Here is a 19441-nt window from a genome sequence, read left to right as displayed (position 1 = left end):
ATATAATGGCTCTTCGAACCGAGGAGAAAAATGATGACCGAACGACGTTATTACTACAGCGACGATTTACAGGGCCAGGCGCAGGTGTTGAGCTGTGCGCCGGCCGAGGCGGGCGCTTACGCCGTGGAGCTGGACGCCACGCTGTTCCACCCGCAGGGCGGCGGCCAGCCGTCCGATGTGGGGTCGTTAGGCGGCGTCACCGTGCTGCGGGTGCAGCAGCAGGGGGATACCGTGGTGCACTTTACCGCCGCGCCGCTGCCGAACGGGCCGGTTACGATGCAAATCGATGAAGCGCAGCGCCGGTTGCACGCCCGCTGGCACTCCGCTGGGCATCTGATCGGCTGGTTGGGCGAAACCCGGGGCTGGCGGCCGGTCAAGGCTCATCATTGGCCGGGTGAAGGGCGCATCACTTTCGCGCCGGGGCCGGATGCGCAGACGATAGAAGCGGATTTTTTGCGGGCGGAGCTGGCGCGCTTGATCGCCGCCGATCTGCCGCGCCGCCAGCAGGCGGTGGACGGTTTGCGCCAGGTCGGTTTCGGCGAGCTGCCCGCCTACGGCTGTGGAGGCACCCATGTCGCCGCGCTGGGCGAGGTGGGCGCGATCGCGATTACCGGCCTAAAGATGAAGAAAGGGCAGTTGAACGTGCAATATGAGCTGGGTTGAATGAGGGGGCGGCTCAGCGCCCGGCCTGCCGCAGCTGGGTGCAGAACGCGCATTGGCATCCCGCTACCGGCACCGCCGCGCAACTGCCGATGCTCACCGGCTGGGCGTCCATGGCGTGAAAGCCGTAAAACAGATTTTCGATGTTTTGTTCCGCCGCCCGCGCCTGCTCCGGGCGCGGTTCGGGCACTTTCGACTGAAACGCTGCGGCCTTGCCGGCCAGCAGGCTGAGAAACAACAGCGACAGCTGGATTTTCATCATCGTCTTCCCTTTACTTGTTTTTTGATACGTTATAACAAAACCAAGGCGCCGCCAAGCGCCGCGCTCGCGCTCGGCGCCCGCCAGCGCGTGAGCCGGTGCGGTGAATGCCCGTGTTTAATCCGACTTTCTCTTTGATTTTATTGAAATTGATGAAATAGTCAGATGCCATCATCCAGGGCATGACAGGGCAGCCAATATTCTAAATACTTAATCGAAGAGGCGCTCGGGGCAGGAGAGGCGCTTTGGGATCGCGTTTTTGCACGGCGCGCCCGCCGTTTTGGCATGGACTGCATTTTTTCAGTGTCGTGGAATGTAAAATGGATTTTTGTAACCGGATTTCCGTGTGTTTATTGACGTTTAATTCATCGCGCCTGCTGCGTGACGTGTTGCAACCTGTGGCGGCGTTCGCCGATGAAATCATCGTGGTGGATTCGGGCAGTACTGACGGCACGTTGGCCATTTGCGACGACTTCAATATCAAGCCTCTTTATCACCCGTTTGAAACCCATGGCCGGCAAATGAATTACGCCATATCCCGCGCGCGGCATGACTGGGTTTTGTGCCTGGACAGCGATGAGATCATGGATGATGAAGCGGTCGACGCGATGCGGCTTTTCAAGTGCACCCCAGGCCCTGACAAAAACAACGCCTATCGCATTCGTCGCGATTGGTTTGTGTTGGGACAGGCGGTCAGAACGCTTTATCCCGTCTCGTCACCGGATTACCCCATTCGCTTTTTTCATCGCCAGGTGGTGAAGTTCAATGATGCGCCGGTAGATGATGCGGCGGAAGGGGGCGCATCCACCTTGATACTGGCCGGGCACGTTAAACACGACACTTTTTTCTCAATCGAGGAAGTGTTTGCCAAGCTGAACAGCTATACGGCGCGCGTGGTGAAATACAAGGCGATAAGGCCATCGATTCTCCGAGGGGTGATTAGCGCCATCGGCGCATTTTTCAAGTGGTACATTTTCAGCGGCGCCTGGAAAGCGGGCCGGGTCGGGGCCGTGACCGGCGTTTATGCGGTGTTCTACAGCTTTTTGAAGTATTTCAAGGCGTGGTACCACAGATAGCCGAACGACGGGCGTGGCGTGAGCACTCGTTCGATTGCGGCGCGCGATTGCGGCGGCGACCGCGCGCCGAAGGCGGGGGGCGAACCGCCTTCATCTCCTCGTTTAAACGCTGTCTTCAGCGATCAGCACCTCAGTGATATCAATGCGATGCAGCAGCTTTCTCTGTTTCTCATGGCTGATTTTCTTCATGCGGCGCAGCCGGTACAGCTCTTCTCTTTCCGCGTGCAACGAGGCTAAGTACAGCTGCTTTTCCAGCCGCTTCAGCGCCACGATATTCTTAACGTCTTCTTTGGTCAGAATTTTACGTTGCAGCACGTCCAGCATCCGCCGCGTCGTTTCTTCAATCAGCTCCGGCGTGGCGTCGTCCGGCGGGGCGACGAGCAGCTTTTCCTTGGTTTCGTTGACGGCTTTGGTCGCCGCGCTCGCCAAGGCTTCTGAAACGGAGAAAGCCTCTTCCTGATCTTCTTCCGGCGGCAGATTGCCGCGCAACAGGAAGGGCAGCGTGACGATGCCGACGACGATCGACAGCAGGATGACCCCCGAGGCGATAAACACCAGTTGATACCGCCCCGGGAATGGCGAGCCATCCAATAAAAACAGCGGAATTGACAGCACGCCCGCCAGGGTCACCGCCCCTCGCACCCCGGCAAAGGCGGCGACGAACAGATCGCGCGTGCTGAATTTCGAAAATAACAGCGGATCTTTGCGCATCAGGGTCGCGCTGCCGACCTTCATCAGCCACAGCCAAATCAAACGCACGGCGATCAAACTAAAATAGATGATCACCACGTAAGCCAGCAGCGTCTCCAGGCTGATGGAATGATCGATACCGGTTTGCGCCACGGTGAAGTTCAAGATGCCCGGCAGCTGCAGCCCAAGCAGAATAAACACCATGCCGTTAAACACGAACTCGAGCATTTCCCAAATATTATTGGTGCGTAAACGCACCAGCGGCATGCTGCGATTCACTTTGGATTGACCAATCATCATGCCGGCGCTGACGGCGGCCAGGATGCCGGATACGCCGATTCTTTCCGCAATCAGATAGCAGGAAAAGGGCAGTAACAGCGAGAAAATAATCTGAGTGGCGGAATCGTTATACATCCATTTATGGATGAACTTAACCATTTGATTATAGAGAAAAACAATAATGATGCCGCACAGCACCCCACCAATCGATACCTGCAGAAAGGTCAGAAAGGCGCTCTCCAGGGTAAACGCCATCGCGCCGAGCGCGACAGCGATGGAGAAGTTGAGGGAAACCAAACCGGAGGCGTCGTTCATCAACGCCTCCCCTTCGATCACTCTCATCACGGGTTTGGGCATGCGTCCTTTACCGACGATGCCGGACAGCGCCACGGCGTCCGTTGGCGACAGAACGGCGGCCAGGGCAAATGCGGCGGCGAGGGGGATTGACGGGAGCAGGAAGTGAATCAGATAACCCACCCCGACGACCGTGATGATCACCAGCACCAGGGCCAGACAAAGGATTTCTCTGCCGTAATGGATGAACTCTTGCGCCGGCGTTTTCCAACCGTCGGCGAACAGCAGCGGGGGAATAAACAGCATCAAGAAAAGCTCGGGATTGAAGTCGATATGCAATCCAAACTGCGGCCAGGCCAACACGGCGCCAACGATGATTTGCATCAGCGGAAGCGGGATCTGGAAGGGCAAGATTCGCGTCACGACGCCGGACAACGAGACGGTGAGCAATAAGATCAATATGGTGAAGAATGTTTCCATCGTGAACCTTTTGTGGATTTAATTTTTCTCGCCGTTATCAAACGGTTTTTCTGCATGCCGGCGTTAGGCGGGCTCGCCGGCCAAGGCTGAGCAGCGGCCATGGCGGCCGCTGTCGATAAAGATAGCGCAGTTGAGCAAGGCCGGTTCGCCCCGCTTGCCTGTGGGATGGCGCAGACAAACGGGGCAACGGGTTAAGGCAGCGCAAACGCCATCACGTAATCGCCGGTTTCTGTCGAATGCGCGGCGCCGCCGACCACAATAACGATGTATTGCTTGCCGGTTTTAGGCGAAACGTAGCTCATTGGCGTCGCGCTCGCGCCGACCGGCAGCGCATATTTCCAGACTTCTTTGCCGGTGCTGCTGTCGTAGGCGCGCAGATAATAGTCCTGGAAGCCGGCGAAGAAGACCAGGCCGCCGGCGGTCGTCATAGTGCCCGCGTAGGTGGGCATGCCAACCGGCATCGGCAGGTGCGATCTGATGCCCAGCGGCCCCATTTTTTCGGCGGTGCCGGCCGGTATCTGCCAGGCGATCTTTTTGTTTTTGTAATCGACGGCGGTGATCGTGCCGTAAGGGGGTTGGTTGCAAGGCACTTCGAGCGGCGACATCCACATCAACGTGATCATGCCGTATGGCGTGCCGATCATGGGGGAAGGCCCGTGGCCATCGATCACTTTTTGCGGGTACTGTTTCGCGACGCGTTCATAGCTGTCGCGCGCCACTAACCAAAACACGTTCGGAATGCGCACATCGTTCATGTAAGCCATATGGTTCACAGGATCAATCGACATGCTCCCCCAGTTGAGTCCGCCTAAATTGCCGGGCTGCTCGAGCGTTGGGCGGGTGCCGATCGGGGTCATGTCGCCCTGGTAATTCATCTGTTTGAACAGGATGCGGCAGGCCATCTGGTCAAACAGGGTGGTGCCCCACATTTTTTCTTCGGTCAGGCGTTCGGCGCCAATGGTCGGCATGCCGACGGAGAACGGCTGGGTTGGCGAGAGGCGCTCTTCCTCTGCGGCGCCTTGGGTCGGCACGGCTTTCTCTTCAACCTGCGCCAGCGGTTTGCCGGTCTCCCGGTTCAGGTAGAAAATCTGCCCGCGTTTGGTGCCGAGCAAAAGGGCGGGCACCGGGCGATGTTGCTCATCAAAACCGTCCACCAGCGCGGGTTGGGATGCGAGGTCATAATCCCAAATGTCGTGATGCGTGGTTTGGAACTTCCAGCGCTCACGGCCTGTTTCAATATCAATGGCGACCAGGGCAGAGTTGTACTCATCCGAATTTTCCGGGCGATTCATGCCGTAATAGTCGGGCGTTGCATTGCCAAGCGGCGCATACAACAAGCCTAATTTGTCGTCATAGGCGGCGGTGGTCCACATATTCGGCGTACCGCGCGTATAGGTGCTTCCGGCCGGCGGAGCCTTGGTGATGCCCGGGTTGCCTAAGTCCCATGCCCAGTCCAACTCGCCGGTTTTGGCGTCGAACGCCCTGATGACGCCGGAAGGCTCGCCTTTCATCACGTTATCGATAACCCAGCCACCGACGATAATCTTCCCTCTGGCGATGGTCGGCGCCGAGGTTTGGAAGTAATAACCCGGTTTCACTTCTCCCATATGCTGACCGAGATTCACCTCACCGTTTTGACCGAAAGCGGGGCATTTCTGGCCCGTTTTGGCATCCAGCGCAATGAGGCGGGCATCGATCGTGGTGTGAACGATCGCTTTCTCGCACAGAGCGCCTGGCGCAACATCCTCATTTTTGTAGTAGCCAAGCCCGCGGCAGCGTTGCCAAACGGGGGAGGTGGAATGCGAGTCAAATTTCCAGCGCGCTTTACCCGTATCGGCATCGATAGCGGTGATAAGACCGTTGGGCGTACAGCTATACACCAAATCATCGATCGCGAGCGGGGTATTTTGGTCCACGCCCGGCCGGAAATCGCCGGTGCGATAAACCCAGGCGAGTTTCAGGTCTTTGACGGTTGAACGGTTCACCTGATTGAACGGCGCGTAGCGCGTTCCTTCCGTCGTGCGGCCATAGGCGCTCCAATCGGCTGGCGCATTGTCGCTTTTGCTCTCGATAAACGTCACGTCGCCAGAAGGGGTAATTTCGCCATGGGGAAAGAAGGCGCCGATAAAGAAAGCGACAAATGCCACGGATAATACCGAACCGGCGATGTAAGCCTGCTTTTGACTCTTGGCGCTGTGCAGGTACGAGGGAAGTAAAAACGCGGCGATAATAGAGAGGCCGGCGGGCACCAGCAGGCGAGGGAACAATGCCCAGTAGTTAAGCCCCGACTCCCAAAGCGCCCACGGCACCGTCATCAAAAACAGCAGGCCGGTTAAGTAACAAGCTGATTTGCTGCGCTTGAGGACCAGCACTGCGGCGGCGATGTAGCCTAGCCCGGTAATGGCATAGTAGAACGATCCGCCGAGGGCGATAAGCCAAACTCCCCCCACGGTTAACGCGACGCCAGAAAAAACCAGCAAGCAAAAGAACGTGATTATAGCGGCTCTCTTACCAAACGATGTTCTAATCATATGTTTTCCTTTGACTTTTAAATCCACATTGGATCACCATCCCATCGCTGCCAACGTGTGAAAATGCCGGCGCGAAAGGCAAGGCATTTCCCGCCTTGAGACTTTTTATTCTTTAACGCTTTAGGGGCATTGAGTTGTCGTTTTGATATCCATTTCAACAGTGGCCATTGCGGTTTGGATCAGTCGCCGGACCAAGATAAGGGGATTTTATTGGGCGATGACAGAACGCGCGCGATAAAAATAACCATCAATGTTTTTATTTAATACCGGGTTGTAACCGTTTCGCAGAGATACGGTTTTGGGTGTGCTGGGCAATCCGATATTCTAGTGCAGTGATAAACGCATTGAATGAAAGAGCCTCTCTGGACTAATTATTTAGAGTGATGATGAATGCGGAATCGCTTTTAATCACGAGGTTGCGTAGAGATTTACCCTGCGTTGAGTTCAGAGTGAAACGTCATTCTTTATCAAGCCGGTGTCGGTAGAAGCGGCGAAAAAAATGATTCAATGCCATTCTTTCTCCATCGACATAGACAATATAACCTTTCCCGCGTTCGCCGACGGTGACTTTTTCAACATTAACATTAGGATAGTGTTTTTTTAGGTTTTTAGACCATAATTGAATACTCATAACTCTATTTTCCTGACGCGCTTTATTCTTGTTTAAGGCATATTGATAGCACCCGTAAAAATAAGTCTCGTGGAAATAAAATATCGTCACTATCTGGGGATGTCTACAAGCGTGCGGGCGGGATAAAGCGAAAAATGTCGGCTGCGCTCAGGCGAGGGGTTTAGAAAAAACTAAATAAAAACAATAAGTTACCCGATCGATCGCACAAAAAGCAAATGTAGGTAACGTATTGATATTTAAGGTTTTGGTACGTAAGTCATATCGAAGAGAACGCTTGACGGATAAGCGGTTATTCCTTGTGGGGGCGAGAAGATCCCATTTTGGCGCGATTTTCAGGGAGATATTAACGTGTTTTCCAATTAGATAAGTCTTAAAGTTGGTGCTTTTTGGCAAGTGGATAATGCGTGGTTTTGAGCCTAAATTCATCATAATTCTTTATTGATAAATATAAATTATTACCATTTTTAATAGATAGCAACGCCGATCGTGACAGGGTTACCGCTCTGGCCCTGGCGCTACCTCTTTCTCTCTGTGTTTGATCGGGAAGACAATGGGGATATAGGTCTTCATCTCTATTCTATCGCCGCCTTTGGGGTTGATAATTTCAATGAGAAAGCGATCGATCATGCCAACTTTATTTATCGGGAATGATTTGGTGTAGATGCTTTGCGTGAATTTTTGCGCCTCATCGCTTGCGCCATCAAAACTGAACTCTGCAAAAAGTTGCATGTCTTTTTTTCCCTGGGCGTCGGCCAGAGAGGCAAGCACGTTGCCAAGACAGTCTTCCTCAGAAATATAGAGGGTCTTCAAATAGATGCTGACGTAATTCTCTTTCCTGATGCTCGCGCCAAAATTGAAAAAGTTAATCACGCCGCTATCCGTTTTTTTCATGTTATCAATTGCCGCCAATCGCAGCGCGGAAACCGCAGGATGGAAGTGATGTATCTCTGCATCAACGCCATCCCCTGAATCGTCGAAAAATTTTGGCAGGTGCACATAGCGATGCTCGGGAATGCCGTCGAGAAACAGCAATGGGATGGCGGAGGACACGTCCCACGATTTACTTTTGCGATACTGCATCGGCGAGGTTCTGAATTGCTTGCGAAAGGCCCGTTCAAAGGATTGATAGGACTGAAAGTTCAGCGCTTTAATGATATCGGAAATAGAGAGGTTAGTCGCTTTCAACATAAATGCGGCGCGGATGAGTTTTCTGCCCCTCACATAGCTTCCGAAAGTCATCCCTGTTTCATCTTTAAACGCTTTTTGGATATGCCCGCGTGAATATCCGCTTTTTTCTGACAGCATCTCAACGGTGAGCTTCTCATTGAACCCACTTTCTTCCACCCAGGCGAGCAGCTCCTCAATGACTTTAGTTATAAACATGCAGGAGCTCCCTTTTAGTTATCTGCCTAATGGTTGCGTTGGGTAAAATAACGCGATATCGGTATTCAGCGATAAGCCCCAATTCATCCGATCTTTTAGGCAATATCCTGAGTATAGAACGCGTGCAATATTAACGCGGTAAATTAAAAAAAATGTACTTAAAAGTGTCATTTACCAAATAGCAGCGTATGGCGAAGAAGTAGAAAGTGTATGGATACATTTTAAGCATATTAATTTGTTGATTTTTATTAATTTATATGAATGAACCAAGCTGATGGGAGCACAATTTTTGCTCATTGATAGATAAAAACACTATATGGCTGCCAATTTATTGACAGTAACATCTTTTCGAATCGAAATAATTAACTATTCTATGTTTAAGAGTAGGGGGGAAGCGGAAAATAGGCCCGGCAGGGGGTTGTGAAATTAAATAATGGTTAATTCAATGGGGTATCAAGGCTAATGACATTCAGGGAGGAATATGGGGGGTTATTTTCGCGAAAAATAGCGATTGCTATTTATCTTCTGGCTGTGGCCTGCGTTTTTCTGTCTTGGCGCTCGTGGTTTATCAGCGTTTTTCCACACGACTTCTTTGCGAGTCTCATCTTGTGCGAGAGGTGAATCGGCATCTTTCACCCTGGAAATGATTTTTGTGCAACGTGATGCGTGGATATATTTTAACGGGTATGGGAATGCCATTCTTCGAAAGAAAGCAAGTCGGGCAGCTTTTGGTTCTGCAAGAAGAGGGATGCATTCAATAATAAAAATAGCAAGATGACAGGCTTTACTATGGATTGTTCTAACAAGTTCAGACGCAATATTTTAGATGAGATAATCGCTATCATTGAAAAAGCCATTGATACACAAAGCCATGTATCAATAAGGGCGTTATCCATTAAGTCAGGGTATTCCATCGGGCATTTACAACGGATGTTCTATTTGTATGAAGGGATGAAGATAGGGACCTATATCAGAAAGCGCAGACTAAGCCGCTCGACGTTATTGCTGAAATGTACCGATATGAAGATCTATGAAATCGCGTTGCTCTCTGGATTTAGTTCTCAGCAATCATTTAGCCGTGCGTTTTCAAATCAGTTCGGTTGCCCGCCGAGAACATTCAGAACCCTGCGCGATTGGCCTTTTCTCAATTACCAACCGATTATTGGCTTCGATAAAGAGCCTTTCCCCAGCAGCATCGTGTACTTGAATTTGCATGAGTATTACGAGAAAAAAAGGATCGTGCAACTGCTTTCGCCGGTAATCAGCCGGGGGCAGATGAAGGTAAACGTAAAGAATCCAATAACCTGTAGCCTGTACAACGCATCGGCAAAGTACATTGCGATCAGGCGCAAAGAAAAAAAGATGAGTGAAAACGAGTTCATCCTATCGCTCTATGAGGGGGTGTTGGCTTCTCTGGATATCTTCATCACGCAAAGCGTAATCTTTAAAATCCACGATCACTGCCCAGGTGAAAAGGAAAACGTCAGCATGTGGTATTTCATCCCGATAAAATGAGCTTTGTTTATCGCACGCGGCAGAGGGTTGCCTGATTACAACGGAAAGCTTTGGTTATGCCATCGATATTTTGATGGCGTCCACCTGTCAACGCCCCATAAGCCTGTTTCAACCAACGGAACGGTTGGCAAGGAAGAAAAAAAAACCGACCGCGAGGGTCGGTAAGCATGGGGTATTCAATAGGTATGACAACACTACAATTAAATAATAGCGCGCGTTGGGGGTTTTTATTTACCGAAAAGTGTTATCTCACGGAACAATAGACCCGGCGTGCGCGCATCCTCTCTGGCAATAAGACGGGGGGCCTGCGCAGCGCAGGCGTCATAAAATGAAGATAAAAAAAGCCGGCGATTAACGCCGGCCAATGAAACATCGACAATCTCTCTGAGATGCACGACCCTATACGGGAAATAAGGTCATGCAGTTCCTATGTAACCCTACCTGGCGCGTTTTTTTTTACCAAAAAGCGATATTTTTGGCCGGTGAGATGGAGAAATAAAAAAGCCGGTCATGACGACCGGCGAATGCGAAAATAACAGGGTAACGTTAATTGAAAGTGCACATAAAATGATAGCGAATTAATCCTAGCACTGACATCGGCGGTATATTTTACCTAAAAATGTCTTTGCGGCATTGGCTTACCGCTCGGTTCCAGCGGCGGTATGGGGTTGCGTGGAGAAGCGAAAGGGCGGCCGATGCTGCTCCCCCTCGAAGCCAGGCTAAGAGCCCCGCGGCCAGACCGCCTCGCGCACGGCGATTGCTCTGGGCAGCAGCCCGAGGGCGTAGAAGCGGTCGGCGATGCTTTGCTGCTGACGGATCACTTGTAAATCCATGGCGCGAACCTCATGGCTGCGGCGCGACAGCGCGAGTTCCAGTGAGGCGCTCGCCAGCCCCAGTTCGTTGGAAAGGTGACGAGCGGCTTCTCTCGGCTGCGCGGCGATGTAACGGCCGGTGTGCTGCAGCGCCTGCATCAGCGGCCGCAACAGATCGTCCGAACGCTCGGCGAAGCCGCGGCGCGCCAGGTAGAATTGCTGATTGAGCACCCGCTGGGTGCCGTCGGCGATCACGCGCAGTTCCCCGTTGCGCTGCGCGTCGCTGAGCAGCGGATCCCACATCATCCAGGCGTCCACCGCCTGCAGGTCGGTCGCCGACAGCGGATACTTCGGCGGCGCGTAGACGATACGCACGTCGTTCAACGTCAATCCCTGTTCGTCCAGCATCTGCAGCAATAAATAGTGCACGTTGGAGCCTTTGTTGAGCGCGATGCGTTTGCCGCGCAGATCGGCGGCGCTGCGTATCGGGCTGTCTTGCGGCACCACCATCGCCACGCTCTGCGGCGCCGGCGGCTCAAAACCGACGTACACCAGCGCATTGCCCTGTGCCTGGGCGAAGATCGGCGGCACTTCGCCGGTGGTGCCGAAGTCTATCTCATCGCCGTCGAGCGCGTGCAGCAGCTGCGGCCCGGCGGGAAACTCGCTCCACAACACGCTGATGCGCTGTGTGGCGAAGAGCTGTTCCAGGCTTTGCCGCGCCTTGAGCACCCCGAGGTTGCCGAACTTTTGATAGCCGATGCGCAGTTCGCGTTCGGGCAGAGACGCTGCGGCGATGGCCGGTGAATGTGCGGGTGCGCCGGCGCTGCGACGGCGCGGTTTGATCAGACCAAGATGTGCCAAATGGGTGCGCAGGGTATTGCGGCTGACGCCGAGCAACGACGCCGCTTGCAACTGGTTGCCGCCGCTGCGTTCGAAGGCGTTGCGCACCAGCGCATCCAGCACCCGTTGGTAAAGCTGTGCGCTGTCGCCTTGCAACTGCCGCTGCACAAAGCGGTCGATGGCGTCGTCGCCGCCGTCGTTATCCGTCAGGCGATGGGTGAGCTGCAGTTGCTGCGGTGCGATCGCCCCCTCCTGGCTCAGCAAGACCGCATTATGCAGCGTGTTCTCCAGCTCGCGCACGTTGCCAGGCCAAGGGTAGTCCAGCAGCGCCTGCTGCGCTTCCTCCGTCAACCGCGGCAGTGGCCGTTCCAGGCGGCGGGCGTACAGCGCAAGAAAATGTCTGGCCAGCACCGGAATATCGTCCGGCCGCTGGCGCAAGGGCGGTAACGTCACCGCCGCCACGTTCAGGCGGTAATAGAGATCTTCACGGAACCGCCGTTGGCGAATCGCGCCGGCCAGATCGACGTGGGTGGCGGCGATGACCCGCACATCGATCTTCAGCGGTTTGCGCGAACCGACGCGGGTGATCTCCCGCTCCTGCAGCACGCGCAGCAGCTTGACCTGCAGCGACGGGTTCAGCTCGCCGATCTCGTCCAGCAGCAGGGTGCCGCCTTCCGCCGCTTCGAACCAGCCCTGATGAGTGCCGACGGCGCCGGTGAAGGCGCCTTTCTCATGGCCGAACAGTTCGGCTTCCGCCAGGCTTTCCGTCAGCGCGCCGCAGTTGACCGCCAGGAAAGGTTGATGGCGGCGCGCGCTGTGGTGGTGCAGATAGCGCGCCACCACTTCTTTGCCGGTGCCGGTTTCACCGACGATCAGCACGGTGGCGTCGGTGGGAGCCAGCCGATCGAGCACGCTTTGCAGAGCGAGCGACGCCGGATCGATCAGCACCGGCTTGTCGGCGGCGAACGGTTGAGGATCGTACATGGGCGTCTCCTGTCTGACGACGATGGGGAAAAAATCTTATCCCAGCCAATGAGCAGCCGCGAGAGGATAAAAGGCGCACGGTGCTGCATTGGCAACAGCCTTCCGCCGCCGCCTGCTGCCAATGCAGCAGTGTTTTTACGTCGATACCTCATCAATCTATTGATATGTATTGGTTTTTTAAAACCTGCAATGTGGCATGCATCCTGCTTTTCTTTTTATAACCAAGCAAAGTTTTTCTATCGATAAATACTGAAAATAGTTATATAGGAAAGGCATAAATGACTGAGTCAGTGAAAGATCGCATCAACGTTTTCTGGTTTCTGCCGACCCACGGCGACGGCCGCTATCTGGGCACGGCGCAGGGCGGGCGCCCGGTGGACCTGCCTTATTTGCAGCAGGTGGCGCTGGCCGCCGACAACCTCGGCTATTACGGCGTGCTGATCCCAACCGGTAAAAGCTGCGAGGATTCCTGGCTGGTGGCGGCGGCGCTGGCGCCGATCACCCGCCGGTTGCGCTACCTGGTGGCGGTGCGCCCCGGTCTGCAGCCGCCGAGCCTGGCGGCGCGCATGGCGGCGACGCTGGATCGGCTGTCGGACGGACGCCTGCTGATCAATGTGGTGACCGGCGGCGATCCGGTGGAAAACAAAGGGGATGGCATCTTCCTCAGCCATGCCGAACGCTACGAGGTGACTCAGGAATTTCTCACGGTGTATCAACGGCTGCTGCAAGGAGAAAAGGTGGACTTCAGCGGTAAGCATATTCGCGTCGAAGGCGCCGAATTGCTGTTCCCGCCGGTGCAGGAAAACGGCCCGCCGCTCTATTTCGGCGGCTCATCGCCGGAAGCGATCGATATCGCCGCCGGGCAGATCGACACCTACCTGACCTGGGGCGAGCCGCTGGCTCAGGTGGCGGAAAAGCTGGCGGCGGTGCGCCAGCGCGCCGAGCGGCAGGGGCGTAAACTCAGCTATGGCATTCGCCTGCACGTTATCGTGCGCGAAACTGAAGACGAAGCCTGGGCGGCGGCCGAGCGACTGATCGCGCATCTGGATGACGACACCATCGCGGCGGCGCAGCAGATCTTTGCTCGCATGGACTCCACCGGCCAGCGCCGCATGAGCGAGCTGCACGGCGGCTCGCGCGAGAGTCTGCGCATCGGCCCCAACCTGTGGGCCGGCGTCGGCCTGGTGCGCGGCGGCGCCGGCACCGCATTGGTGGGCAACCCGCAGCAGGTGGCGGCGCGCATACGCGAGTATCAGGCGCTGGGCATCGACAATTTCATCCTTTCCGGCTATCCGCATCTGGAAGAGGCTCACCGCTTCGCCGAGCTGGTGATGCCGCTGCTGCCGCTGGCGCAGTCGGCTCATCAGACGGCTCGCACGATCAATACCGGCCCGTTTGGCGAAACCATCGGCGGCGATCGTCGTCCCGCCCCGGCGCAGCGGGAGGGCTGATGGCGAAGCGTGCCCATATTATCGTTATCGGCGGCGGTTTCACCGGCGCGGCGCTGGCGATCCAGCTGGCGCGCGGAGCGGTGGATGTCACGGTGATTGAACCGCGCGCCGCGCCGGGCTATGGCGTGGCGTATTCGACCACGGATCCGACCCACCGCATCAACGTCCCGGCCGATAGGATGCAGTTGGCGGATGAACCGGCGGGGGATTTTGACCGCTGGTTCCGTCAGGGCGGCGGGTTGGCGGCCGATCCGCAAGCGTTATGGCGCGACGGTAAGGCCTATCCGCAGCGCGGCGCCTTCGGCCGCTATGTCGAGGAACGTTTTCATCAGGCGGCGCAGACGGGCCAGGCCCGCGTGCGGCACCTGCGCGATCGGGCGCAGCACCTGCAGCCGCAGGCGCAGGGCGCGTCCGTCATCACCGCCGGCGGCGAACGGCTGTGGGGCGATTATGTGGTGTTGGCGACCAGCCATCCGCCGCCCGCGCTGCCGCGGCAAATCGCCCCGGAACTGGCGCGCGACGCGCGGTTGATCGCCAATCCCTGGGCGGAGGGGGCGCTGAATGAGATTGAACCCGATGAATCGTTGGCGATCGTCGGCAGCGGGCTGACGATGGCTGATGCGGTGGCGGCGTTGCACCGCCGCGGGCATCGCGGGCCGATTACCGCGTTCTCTCGTCACGGCCTGCTGCCGCGCCCCAATGCCGAAGGGGAGTACCCGACATGGTCGTTTGCCCCGCCATCCGGACTGCGCGATGGGGTGCGGCAGGTGCGCCTTGAGGTGGCGCGCGCTGCTCGGCAACGGGTGCCGTGGCAGGCGGTGTTGGACGCGGTGCGCGCCCAGGGGCAGCGCCTGTGGCAAGCGTTGACGCCGACCGAACAGCAGCGCTTTCTGCGGCATTTGCGCGCCTATTGGGACGTGCACCGCTATCGCCTTGCGCCGCAGGTGAGCACGCTGCTGGCGGAGCAACAGGCGGCGGGCACGCTGCAGGTATTGGCCGCTCGTCTGCGGCGGGCGGAACCCACGCCGCAGGGCGTGCGCTTGACGATTCTGCCGCGCCAGGGCGCAGAGCGGGCGCTGCAGGCGCAGCGGCTGCTGATCGCTACGGGTCCGGCTCATGCCGGCCTGATCGCCGCCAGCCCGTTGCTCAGCTCGCTGGCTGAGCAGGGGGCGCTGCGCGCCGATCCGCTGGGATTGGGGCTGTGGGTCAATGCCGACAGCCAGGCGATCGGCGGCGACGGCCTTGCCAACCCGCGCCTGCTGGTGGCCGGCCCGGCGGCGCGCGGCCGCTTCGGCGAACTGATGGGGCTGCCGCAGGTGGCGGAACACGCCCAAAGCGTCGCGCAATACCTGTTGGCGCGATGTCCGGCGGCAAACTGATCGTCCATTCCCGTTTTTAACACCCTAAGACCCCCCATCCGGCCCGGCTTCGCCCGTGGCCGGCAGATAATTGTGGAGCTCGCTATGTCATCGCAACGTGAAATTCGTCTTAACGCTTTTGATATGAACTGCGTCGGCCATCAGTCGCCGGGGCTGTGGGCGCACCCGCGCGACCGTTCCTGGCAGTATAAGGATCTCGAATATTGGACCGATCTGGCGCGCCTGCTGGAACGCGGCAAGTTCGATGGATTGTTTATCGCCGACGTGCTGGGGATTTACGACGTGCTTAACGGCAGCGGCGACGCGGCGATCCGCCAGGCGACGCAGGTGCCGGTTAACGATCCGCTGGCGCTGGTGACGCCGATGGCGCTGGTTACCGAACATCTCGGCTTCGGGCTGACCGCCTCGCTGTCATTCGAGCACCCTTATCCTTTCGCCCGCAGATTGTCGACGCTTGATCACCTGACCAAGGGGCGCATCGGTTGGAATATCGTCACCTCTTATCTGGAGAGCGGCGCGCGCAATATTGGCCACCGGGCGCAGACCGATCACGATGCGCGCTACGACTACGCCGATGAATACCTGCAGGTGGTTTACAAGCTGCTGGAGGGCAGTTGGGAAGACGGCGCGATTTTGCGCGATCGTCAGCGGCGCATCTTCAGCGATCCGGCGAAAATTCATCCGATCAACCACAAAGGCGAGTTCTTCCAGGTGCCGGGCATTCATCTGAGCGAGCCTTCGCCGCAGCGCACGCCGGTGCTTTATCAGGCCGGCGCTTCCAGCCGCGGCAAGCAGTTTGCCGCGGAGCACGCCGAATGCGTGTTTGTCGCTTCTCCTTCGAAAACATTGCTGAAAAAAACCGTGGCCGATATCCGCCGCCGCGCCGCCGAGGCCGGGCGCGACCCGCGCAGCATCCTGATCTTCAACCTGCAGACGGTGATCGTCGGTGAAACTGACCGGCAGGCGCAGGAAAAATGGCGGGAATACAAATCCTATACCAGCTACGAAGGCGCGCTGGCGCTGGTGTCCGGCTGGACCGGCATCGATTTCGGTCAATATCAGCCGGATCAGGTGCTGAAGCATCTGTACACCAATGCCATTCAGTCGGCGGTGGAAACTTTCTCCAGCGCCGATCCCAGCCGTGAATGGACCGTACAGGGCATCGCCGAATGGGTCGGCATCGGCGGTTTCGGCCCGCTGTTGGTGGGCGGCCCGCAAACCGTGGCCGACGAACTGCAGGCGTGGGTGGAGGAAACGGATGTTGACGGTTTCAATTTGGCCTACGCCGTTACCCATGAAACCTTCACCGACGTGGTGGAACTGCTTATCCCCGAGCTGCAAAAACGCGGAGCGTACAAGCGCGACTACACGGCGGGCACTCTGCGAGAGAAATTGTTCAATCAGGGGCCGCGCCTGGCGGAGCCGCACCCGGCGGTGGGCTACCGTTGGCCGGCCGGCGCGCCCTTGGCCGATGCACTGAGCGTCAAGTGAGGATGCGATGATAGAGATTGAGGGGTTACACAAGGTTTACCGCGCGCCGGACGGGCGACGGATTGAGGTGCTGAAAGGCGTTTCGCTGCAGGTGCCGGCCGGATCGATTACCGCCGTGGTCGGCCCCAGCGGGGCGGGCAAATCGACGCTGGCGAAATGCATCAGCCTGCTGGAGCGGCCGAGCAGCGGCAGTATCCGGGTGAACGGCCAGGACTTGTCGCGGCTTGCGGGCGAGGCGCTGCGCAGGGAGCGGCGGGCGATAGGCACGGTGTTCCAGTCTTCCGCGCTGCTGCAGCGTAAAACCGCCTGGCAGAATGTGGCGCTGCCGTTGACCTATCTGGGCGTGGTGCCGCGCGATATCGACAAGCGGGTAAAGAGCCTGCTGGCGGCGGTAGGGTTGGCGGACAAGGCGGCGTTTTACCCGGCTCAACTGTCCGGCGGCCAGCGCCAAAGGGTCGGCATCGCCCGCGCGCTGGCGCTGAATCCGTCGGTGCTGCTGGCGGATGAGGCCACCTCCGGGCTGGATCCGGACGCCACCGGGGCCATTCTCAGCCTGCTTAAACAGCTGCGCGATCGGTATGGCCTGTCGATCATCCTGATCACCCACGAGATGGATGCGGTGCGCGACGCCGCCGACGCGGTGGCCGAGATCCGCGACGGCGTGATTGTGCAGCAAGGGCCGGTGCGCGAGCTGTTGGCGGCGCCCGATTCCTCGCTGGGCCGCCGGCTGTTCCCGCTGAAGACGCTGGCGTCCGACGCCGCGCTGCGGCTGCAGGTAACCTATTCCGCCCGTCAGCCGGCGGCCACCGACTGGATCAGCCGCATCAGCCGCCAACTCGACCTGCAGATCGATCTGCTGGGTGGCCACGTTGAAGTGGTGGGCGGCAGCCTGGCCGGGCGGTTGGAGATTGCGGTGCGTTTTGGCGGCGTTTCGCGTTCGGCGGCTGAACTGCAGGGCGAGCTGCGACGGTTGGGCATTCTCGCCGAGGTGCTGGAACAGCCGGCGGCCTTGCGGGAGGCGGTATGAAAAATCTGTCTGACAGCGTGATGAGCCAGGATACACCCTGGCGCGAGATCCATCGGTTGATGCTGCCGGCCTACGGCGAAACCTGGCTGATGGTCGGCATCGTGATGCTGTTTGTGGTGGCGATCGGCGGCGCCGTCGGCGTGGTGTTGTTCAACACCTCATCGCGCGGCTTGTTTCCGCGCCCGGCGCTGAATCGCGCGCTGAGCTGGTTGGTGAACATGGGCCGTTCGCTGCCGTTTCTGGTGCTGATGGCGGCGATTATTCCGTTCACCTTCTGGTTGACCGGCACCACCATCGGCATTCCGGCGGCGGTGATCCCGATGATCGTCGCCGGCATTCCGTTCTTCGGCCGGCTGGTGGAGAACGCGCTGCGCGAACTGCCGCCGGAGGTGACGGCGGTGGGGCTGGTGTCCGGCGGTTCGATCTGGCAGATAGTCACCCGCGCGCAGCTCAGCGAGGCGCTGCCGGCGATCGTCGCCGCCATCACGCTGAACGTCATCTCGATGATCGAGTATTCAGCCATCGCCGGCACCATTGGCGCGGGCGGCATCGGCTATCTGGCGGTGGTGTACGGCTACCAGCGTTTCGACAATCACATCATGATCGCCACCATTGTGGTGCTGATCGCCACGATTCAACTGATTCAGTTTATTGGTGACCGCCTGGTCGCCGCGTTGCGTCATCATCAGGAAACCTTTTAATCATGCCTAATCACGATTTTGAGATAGTGAAGAAGAAACGCTGGCCGTGGCCGGTGGGTATCGCGGCGGTGGCGATTATCGCCGCCGCGGTTTGGCACTTCAGCGCCCGCCAGCAGCAGACGGTGCAGTTCGGCAGCACGCTGAAAGTGCACTTTGAGCCAGCGATGGCCGGAGAGCAGCGGGTGATCGAGTACGTCGGCGAACATATCGCGCCGGATTACGGCCTCAGGCTGGAGGCGGTTGGCCTGCAGGATCCGGTGCAGGCCGATCGTGCGGTGGCGCAGGGGCAGTACGCCGCCACGATCTACCAGCACCAGTGGTGGCTAAAGCAGGTGGTGGATGCCAACGGTTTTAAGCTGACCCCGACGCTGCCGGTGTTTCAGTGGGCGTTTGGCATTTATTCCGACCGCTATACGTCGATCGCCGAGTTGCCGGACGGCGCGGAGATCGTGGTGCCCAACGACGGCGCCAATCAGGGGCAGGCGTTGTGGCTGCTGCAGCGCATTGGACTGATCGGGCTGGATCCGGCGATCGAGGCGCGCACCGCCAGGCTGAAAGACATTCGCGAGAACAAGCGCCATTTTAACTTCAAGGAGCTGGATTTGCTGACCATGCCGCGCGCGCTGAATTCGGTCGATGCGGCCATTGGCTATGTGTCGCAGTTCGACGCCGGCAAGGTGCCGCGTGAGAAGGGCATCTTGTTCCCACCGGCGCCGAAAACCTTCGCTTCGCAGCTGGTGATTGGCACGCCCTATCTGCAGGACGAAAATATTCGCAAGCTGCAGCGGGCGTTTGCCGATCCCAGGTTGCAGGCGTGGCTGAAAAGCACCGACGACCCGCGGGTGAAAGGCGTGCTGGTGCCGGTCTCGGCAGAATAATCCCCGCCCGAAATGACCGTGATAAAGACCGGATTAACGCGCGTTAATCCGGCGTTTTTGTTACGCCGTAACCGTGTTTA

Annotated in this window: 15 protein-coding genes; 9 read left to right on the top strand and 6 right to left on the bottom strand. The window is 57.7% G+C overall.

What is annotated here, in order from left to right; translation table 11 throughout:
• The first annotated feature begins 33 nt into the window (after window positions 1–33).
• The gene (locus ACP39K_RS04535) at window positions 34–663 is read left to right on the top strand and encodes an alanyl-tRNA editing protein (RefSeq protein ID WP_060444568.1); all 630 of its coding nucleotides are present in this window, start codon (window positions 34–36) and stop codon (window positions 661–663) included.
• A gap of 13 nt (window positions 664–676) precedes the next feature.
• On the opposite strand, the gene ACP39K_RS04530 is transcribed toward ACP39K_RS04535, so the two are convergent.
• On the bottom strand, window positions 677–919 hold the full coding sequence (locus ACP39K_RS04530) for a hypothetical protein (RefSeq protein WP_016927098.1): 243 nt from the start codon (window positions 917–919) through the stop codon (window positions 677–679).
• Between the two features lie 320 nt (window positions 920–1239).
• On the opposite strand from ACP39K_RS04530, the gene ACP39K_RS04525 reads away from it, so the two are divergent.
• Window positions 1240–1995 (top strand): glycosyltransferase family 2 protein, encoded by a 756-nt coding sequence (locus tag ACP39K_RS04525; RefSeq protein WP_089184778.1) that lies wholly within the window; start codon window positions 1240–1242, stop codon window positions 1993–1995.
• A 102-nt stretch (window positions 1996–2097) separates the two neighbouring features.
• Here the strand turns inward: ACP39K_RS04525 and ACP39K_RS04520 are convergent, their stop codons facing one another.
• The 4 genes from ACP39K_RS04520 to ACP39K_RS04505 form a co-directional block, all read right to left on the bottom strand.
• The gene (locus tag ACP39K_RS04520) at window positions 2098–3738 is read right to left on the bottom strand and encodes a Na+/H+ antiporter (protein WP_033639912.1); all 1641 of its coding nucleotides are present in this window, start codon (window positions 3736–3738) and stop codon (window positions 2098–2100) included.
• 191 nt (window positions 3739–3929) lie between these two features.
• Window positions 3930–6269 carry a membrane-bound PQQ-dependent dehydrogenase, glucose/quinate/shikimate family gene (locus tag ACP39K_RS04515; RefSeq protein WP_060444569.1) on the bottom strand — a complete coding sequence of 780 codons (2340 nt, stop codon included), beginning with the start codon at window positions 6267–6269 and terminating at the stop codon, window positions 3930–3932.
• 457 nt (window positions 6270–6726) lie between these two features.
• Complete coding sequence (locus ACP39K_RS04510; RefSeq protein WP_153297017.1) at window positions 6727–6900, bottom strand: hypothetical protein; 174 nt, start codon at window positions 6898–6900, stop codon at window positions 6727–6729.
• 495 nt (window positions 6901–7395) lie between these two features.
• Entirely contained in the window at window positions 7396–8283 is an 888-nt protein-coding gene (locus tag ACP39K_RS04505) for a helix-turn-helix domain-containing protein (RefSeq protein ID WP_033639913.1), read from the bottom strand.
• A gap of 789 nt (window positions 8284–9072) precedes the next feature.
• On the opposite strand from ACP39K_RS04505, the gene ACP39K_RS04500 reads away from it, so the two are divergent.
• Entirely contained in the window at window positions 9073–9798 is a 726-nt protein-coding gene (locus ACP39K_RS04500) for a helix-turn-helix domain-containing protein (protein WP_079451564.1), read from the top strand.
• Between the two features lie 719 nt (window positions 9799–10517).
• Here the strand turns inward: ACP39K_RS04500 and ACP39K_RS04495 are convergent.
• Window positions 10518–12434: a sigma-54-dependent Fis family transcriptional regulator gene (locus tag ACP39K_RS04495; RefSeq protein ID WP_115116784.1), complete on the bottom strand. Its 1917-nt coding sequence runs from the start codon at window positions 12432–12434 to the stop codon at window positions 10518–10520.
• Window positions 12435–12712: 278 nt separating this feature from the next.
• Between ACP39K_RS04495 and ssuD the strand changes: the two genes are divergently transcribed.
• The 6 genes from ssuD (at window position 12713) to ACP39K_RS04465 (ending at window position 19361) form a co-directional block, all read left to right on the top strand.
• A complete protein-coding gene (ssuD, locus tag ACP39K_RS04490) occupies window positions 12713–13885 on the top strand; it encodes an FMNH2-dependent alkanesulfonate monooxygenase (RefSeq protein WP_016927106.1) in 1173 nt (390 codons plus the stop codon).
• Window positions 13885–15264, top strand: a complete 1380-nt coding sequence (locus ACP39K_RS04485) for an FAD/NAD(P)-binding protein (protein ID WP_273834579.1) — start codon at window positions 13885–13887, stop codon at window positions 15262–15264. Before ssuD ends, ACP39K_RS04485 begins: the two co-directional genes overlap by 1 nt.
• An 84-nt stretch (window positions 15265–15348) precedes the next feature.
• Window positions 15349–16755, top strand: coding sequence for an LLM class flavin-dependent oxidoreductase (locus tag ACP39K_RS04480; RefSeq protein WP_497008318.1), 1407 nt, complete (start codon window positions 15349–15351; stop codon window positions 16753–16755).
• A 7-nt stretch (window positions 16756–16762) separates the two neighbouring features.
• Window positions 16763–17782, top strand: a complete 1020-nt coding sequence (locus ACP39K_RS04475; RefSeq protein ID WP_497008317.1) for a methionine ABC transporter ATP-binding protein — start codon at window positions 16763–16765, stop codon at window positions 17780–17782.
• Window positions 17779–18483 (top strand): methionine ABC transporter permease, encoded by a 705-nt coding sequence (locus tag ACP39K_RS04470; protein ID WP_016927110.1) that lies wholly within the window; start codon window positions 17779–17781, stop codon window positions 18481–18483. Before ACP39K_RS04475 ends, ACP39K_RS04470 begins: the two co-directional genes overlap by 4 nt.
• A gap of 2 nt (window positions 18484–18485) precedes the next feature.
• Window positions 18486–19361: a MetQ/NlpA family ABC transporter substrate-binding protein gene (locus ACP39K_RS04465; protein WP_079449906.1), complete on the top strand. Its 876-nt coding sequence runs from the start codon at window positions 18486–18488 to the stop codon at window positions 19359–19361.
• Window positions 19362–19441 lie beyond the last annotated feature (80 nt).

It is taken from the genome of Serratia sp. EC4 (assembly GCF_059652115.1).
This window is presented reverse-complemented; position numbering and strand designations above follow the sequence as displayed.

Coding starts and splice junctions, on each gene's coding strand:
- ACP39K_RS04535 (WP_060444568.1), top strand. CDS start 34: ATGACCGAACGACGTTATTACTACAGCGACGATTTACAGGGCCAGGCG.
- ACP39K_RS04530 (WP_016927098.1), bottom strand. CDS start 919: ATGAAAATCCAGCTGTCGCTGTTGTTTCTCAGCCTGCTGGCCGGCAAG.
- ACP39K_RS04525 (WP_089184778.1), top strand. CDS start 1,240: ATGGATTTTTGTAACCGGATTTCCGTGTGTTTATTGACGTTTAATTCA.
- ACP39K_RS04520 (WP_033639912.1), bottom strand. CDS start 3,738: ATGGAAACATTCTTCACCATATTGATCTTATTGCTCACCGTCTCGTTG.
- ACP39K_RS04515 (WP_060444569.1), bottom strand. CDS start 6,269: ATGATTAGAACATCGTTTGGTAAGAGAGCCGCTATAATCACGTTCTTT.
- ACP39K_RS04510 (WP_153297017.1), bottom strand. CDS start 6,900: ATGAGTATTCAATTATGGTCTAAAAACCTAAAAAAACACTATCCTAAT.
- ACP39K_RS04505 (WP_033639913.1), bottom strand. CDS start 8,283: ATGTTTATAACTAAAGTCATTGAGGAGCTGCTCGCCTGGGTGGAAGAA.
- ACP39K_RS04500 (WP_079451564.1), top strand. CDS start 9,073: ATGGATTGTTCTAACAAGTTCAGACGCAATATTTTAGATGAGATAATC.
- ACP39K_RS04495 (WP_115116784.1), bottom strand. CDS start 12,434: ATGTACGATCCTCAACCGTTCGCCGCCGACAAGCCGGTGCTGATCGAT.
- ssuD (WP_016927106.1), top strand. CDS start 12,713: ATGACTGAGTCAGTGAAAGATCGCATCAACGTTTTCTGGTTTCTGCCG.
- ACP39K_RS04485 (WP_273834579.1), top strand. CDS start 13,885: ATGGCGAAGCGTGCCCATATTATCGTTATCGGCGGCGGTTTCACCGGC.
- ACP39K_RS04480 (WP_497008318.1), top strand. CDS start 15,349: ATGTCATCGCAACGTGAAATTCGTCTTAACGCTTTTGATATGAACTGC.
- ACP39K_RS04475 (WP_497008317.1), top strand. CDS start 16,763: ATGATAGAGATTGAGGGGTTACACAAGGTTTACCGCGCGCCGGACGGG.
- ACP39K_RS04470 (WP_016927110.1), top strand. CDS start 17,779: ATGAAAAATCTGTCTGACAGCGTGATGAGCCAGGATACACCCTGGCGC.
- ACP39K_RS04465 (WP_079449906.1), top strand. CDS start 18,486: ATGCCTAATCACGATTTTGAGATAGTGAAGAAGAAACGCTGGCCGTGG.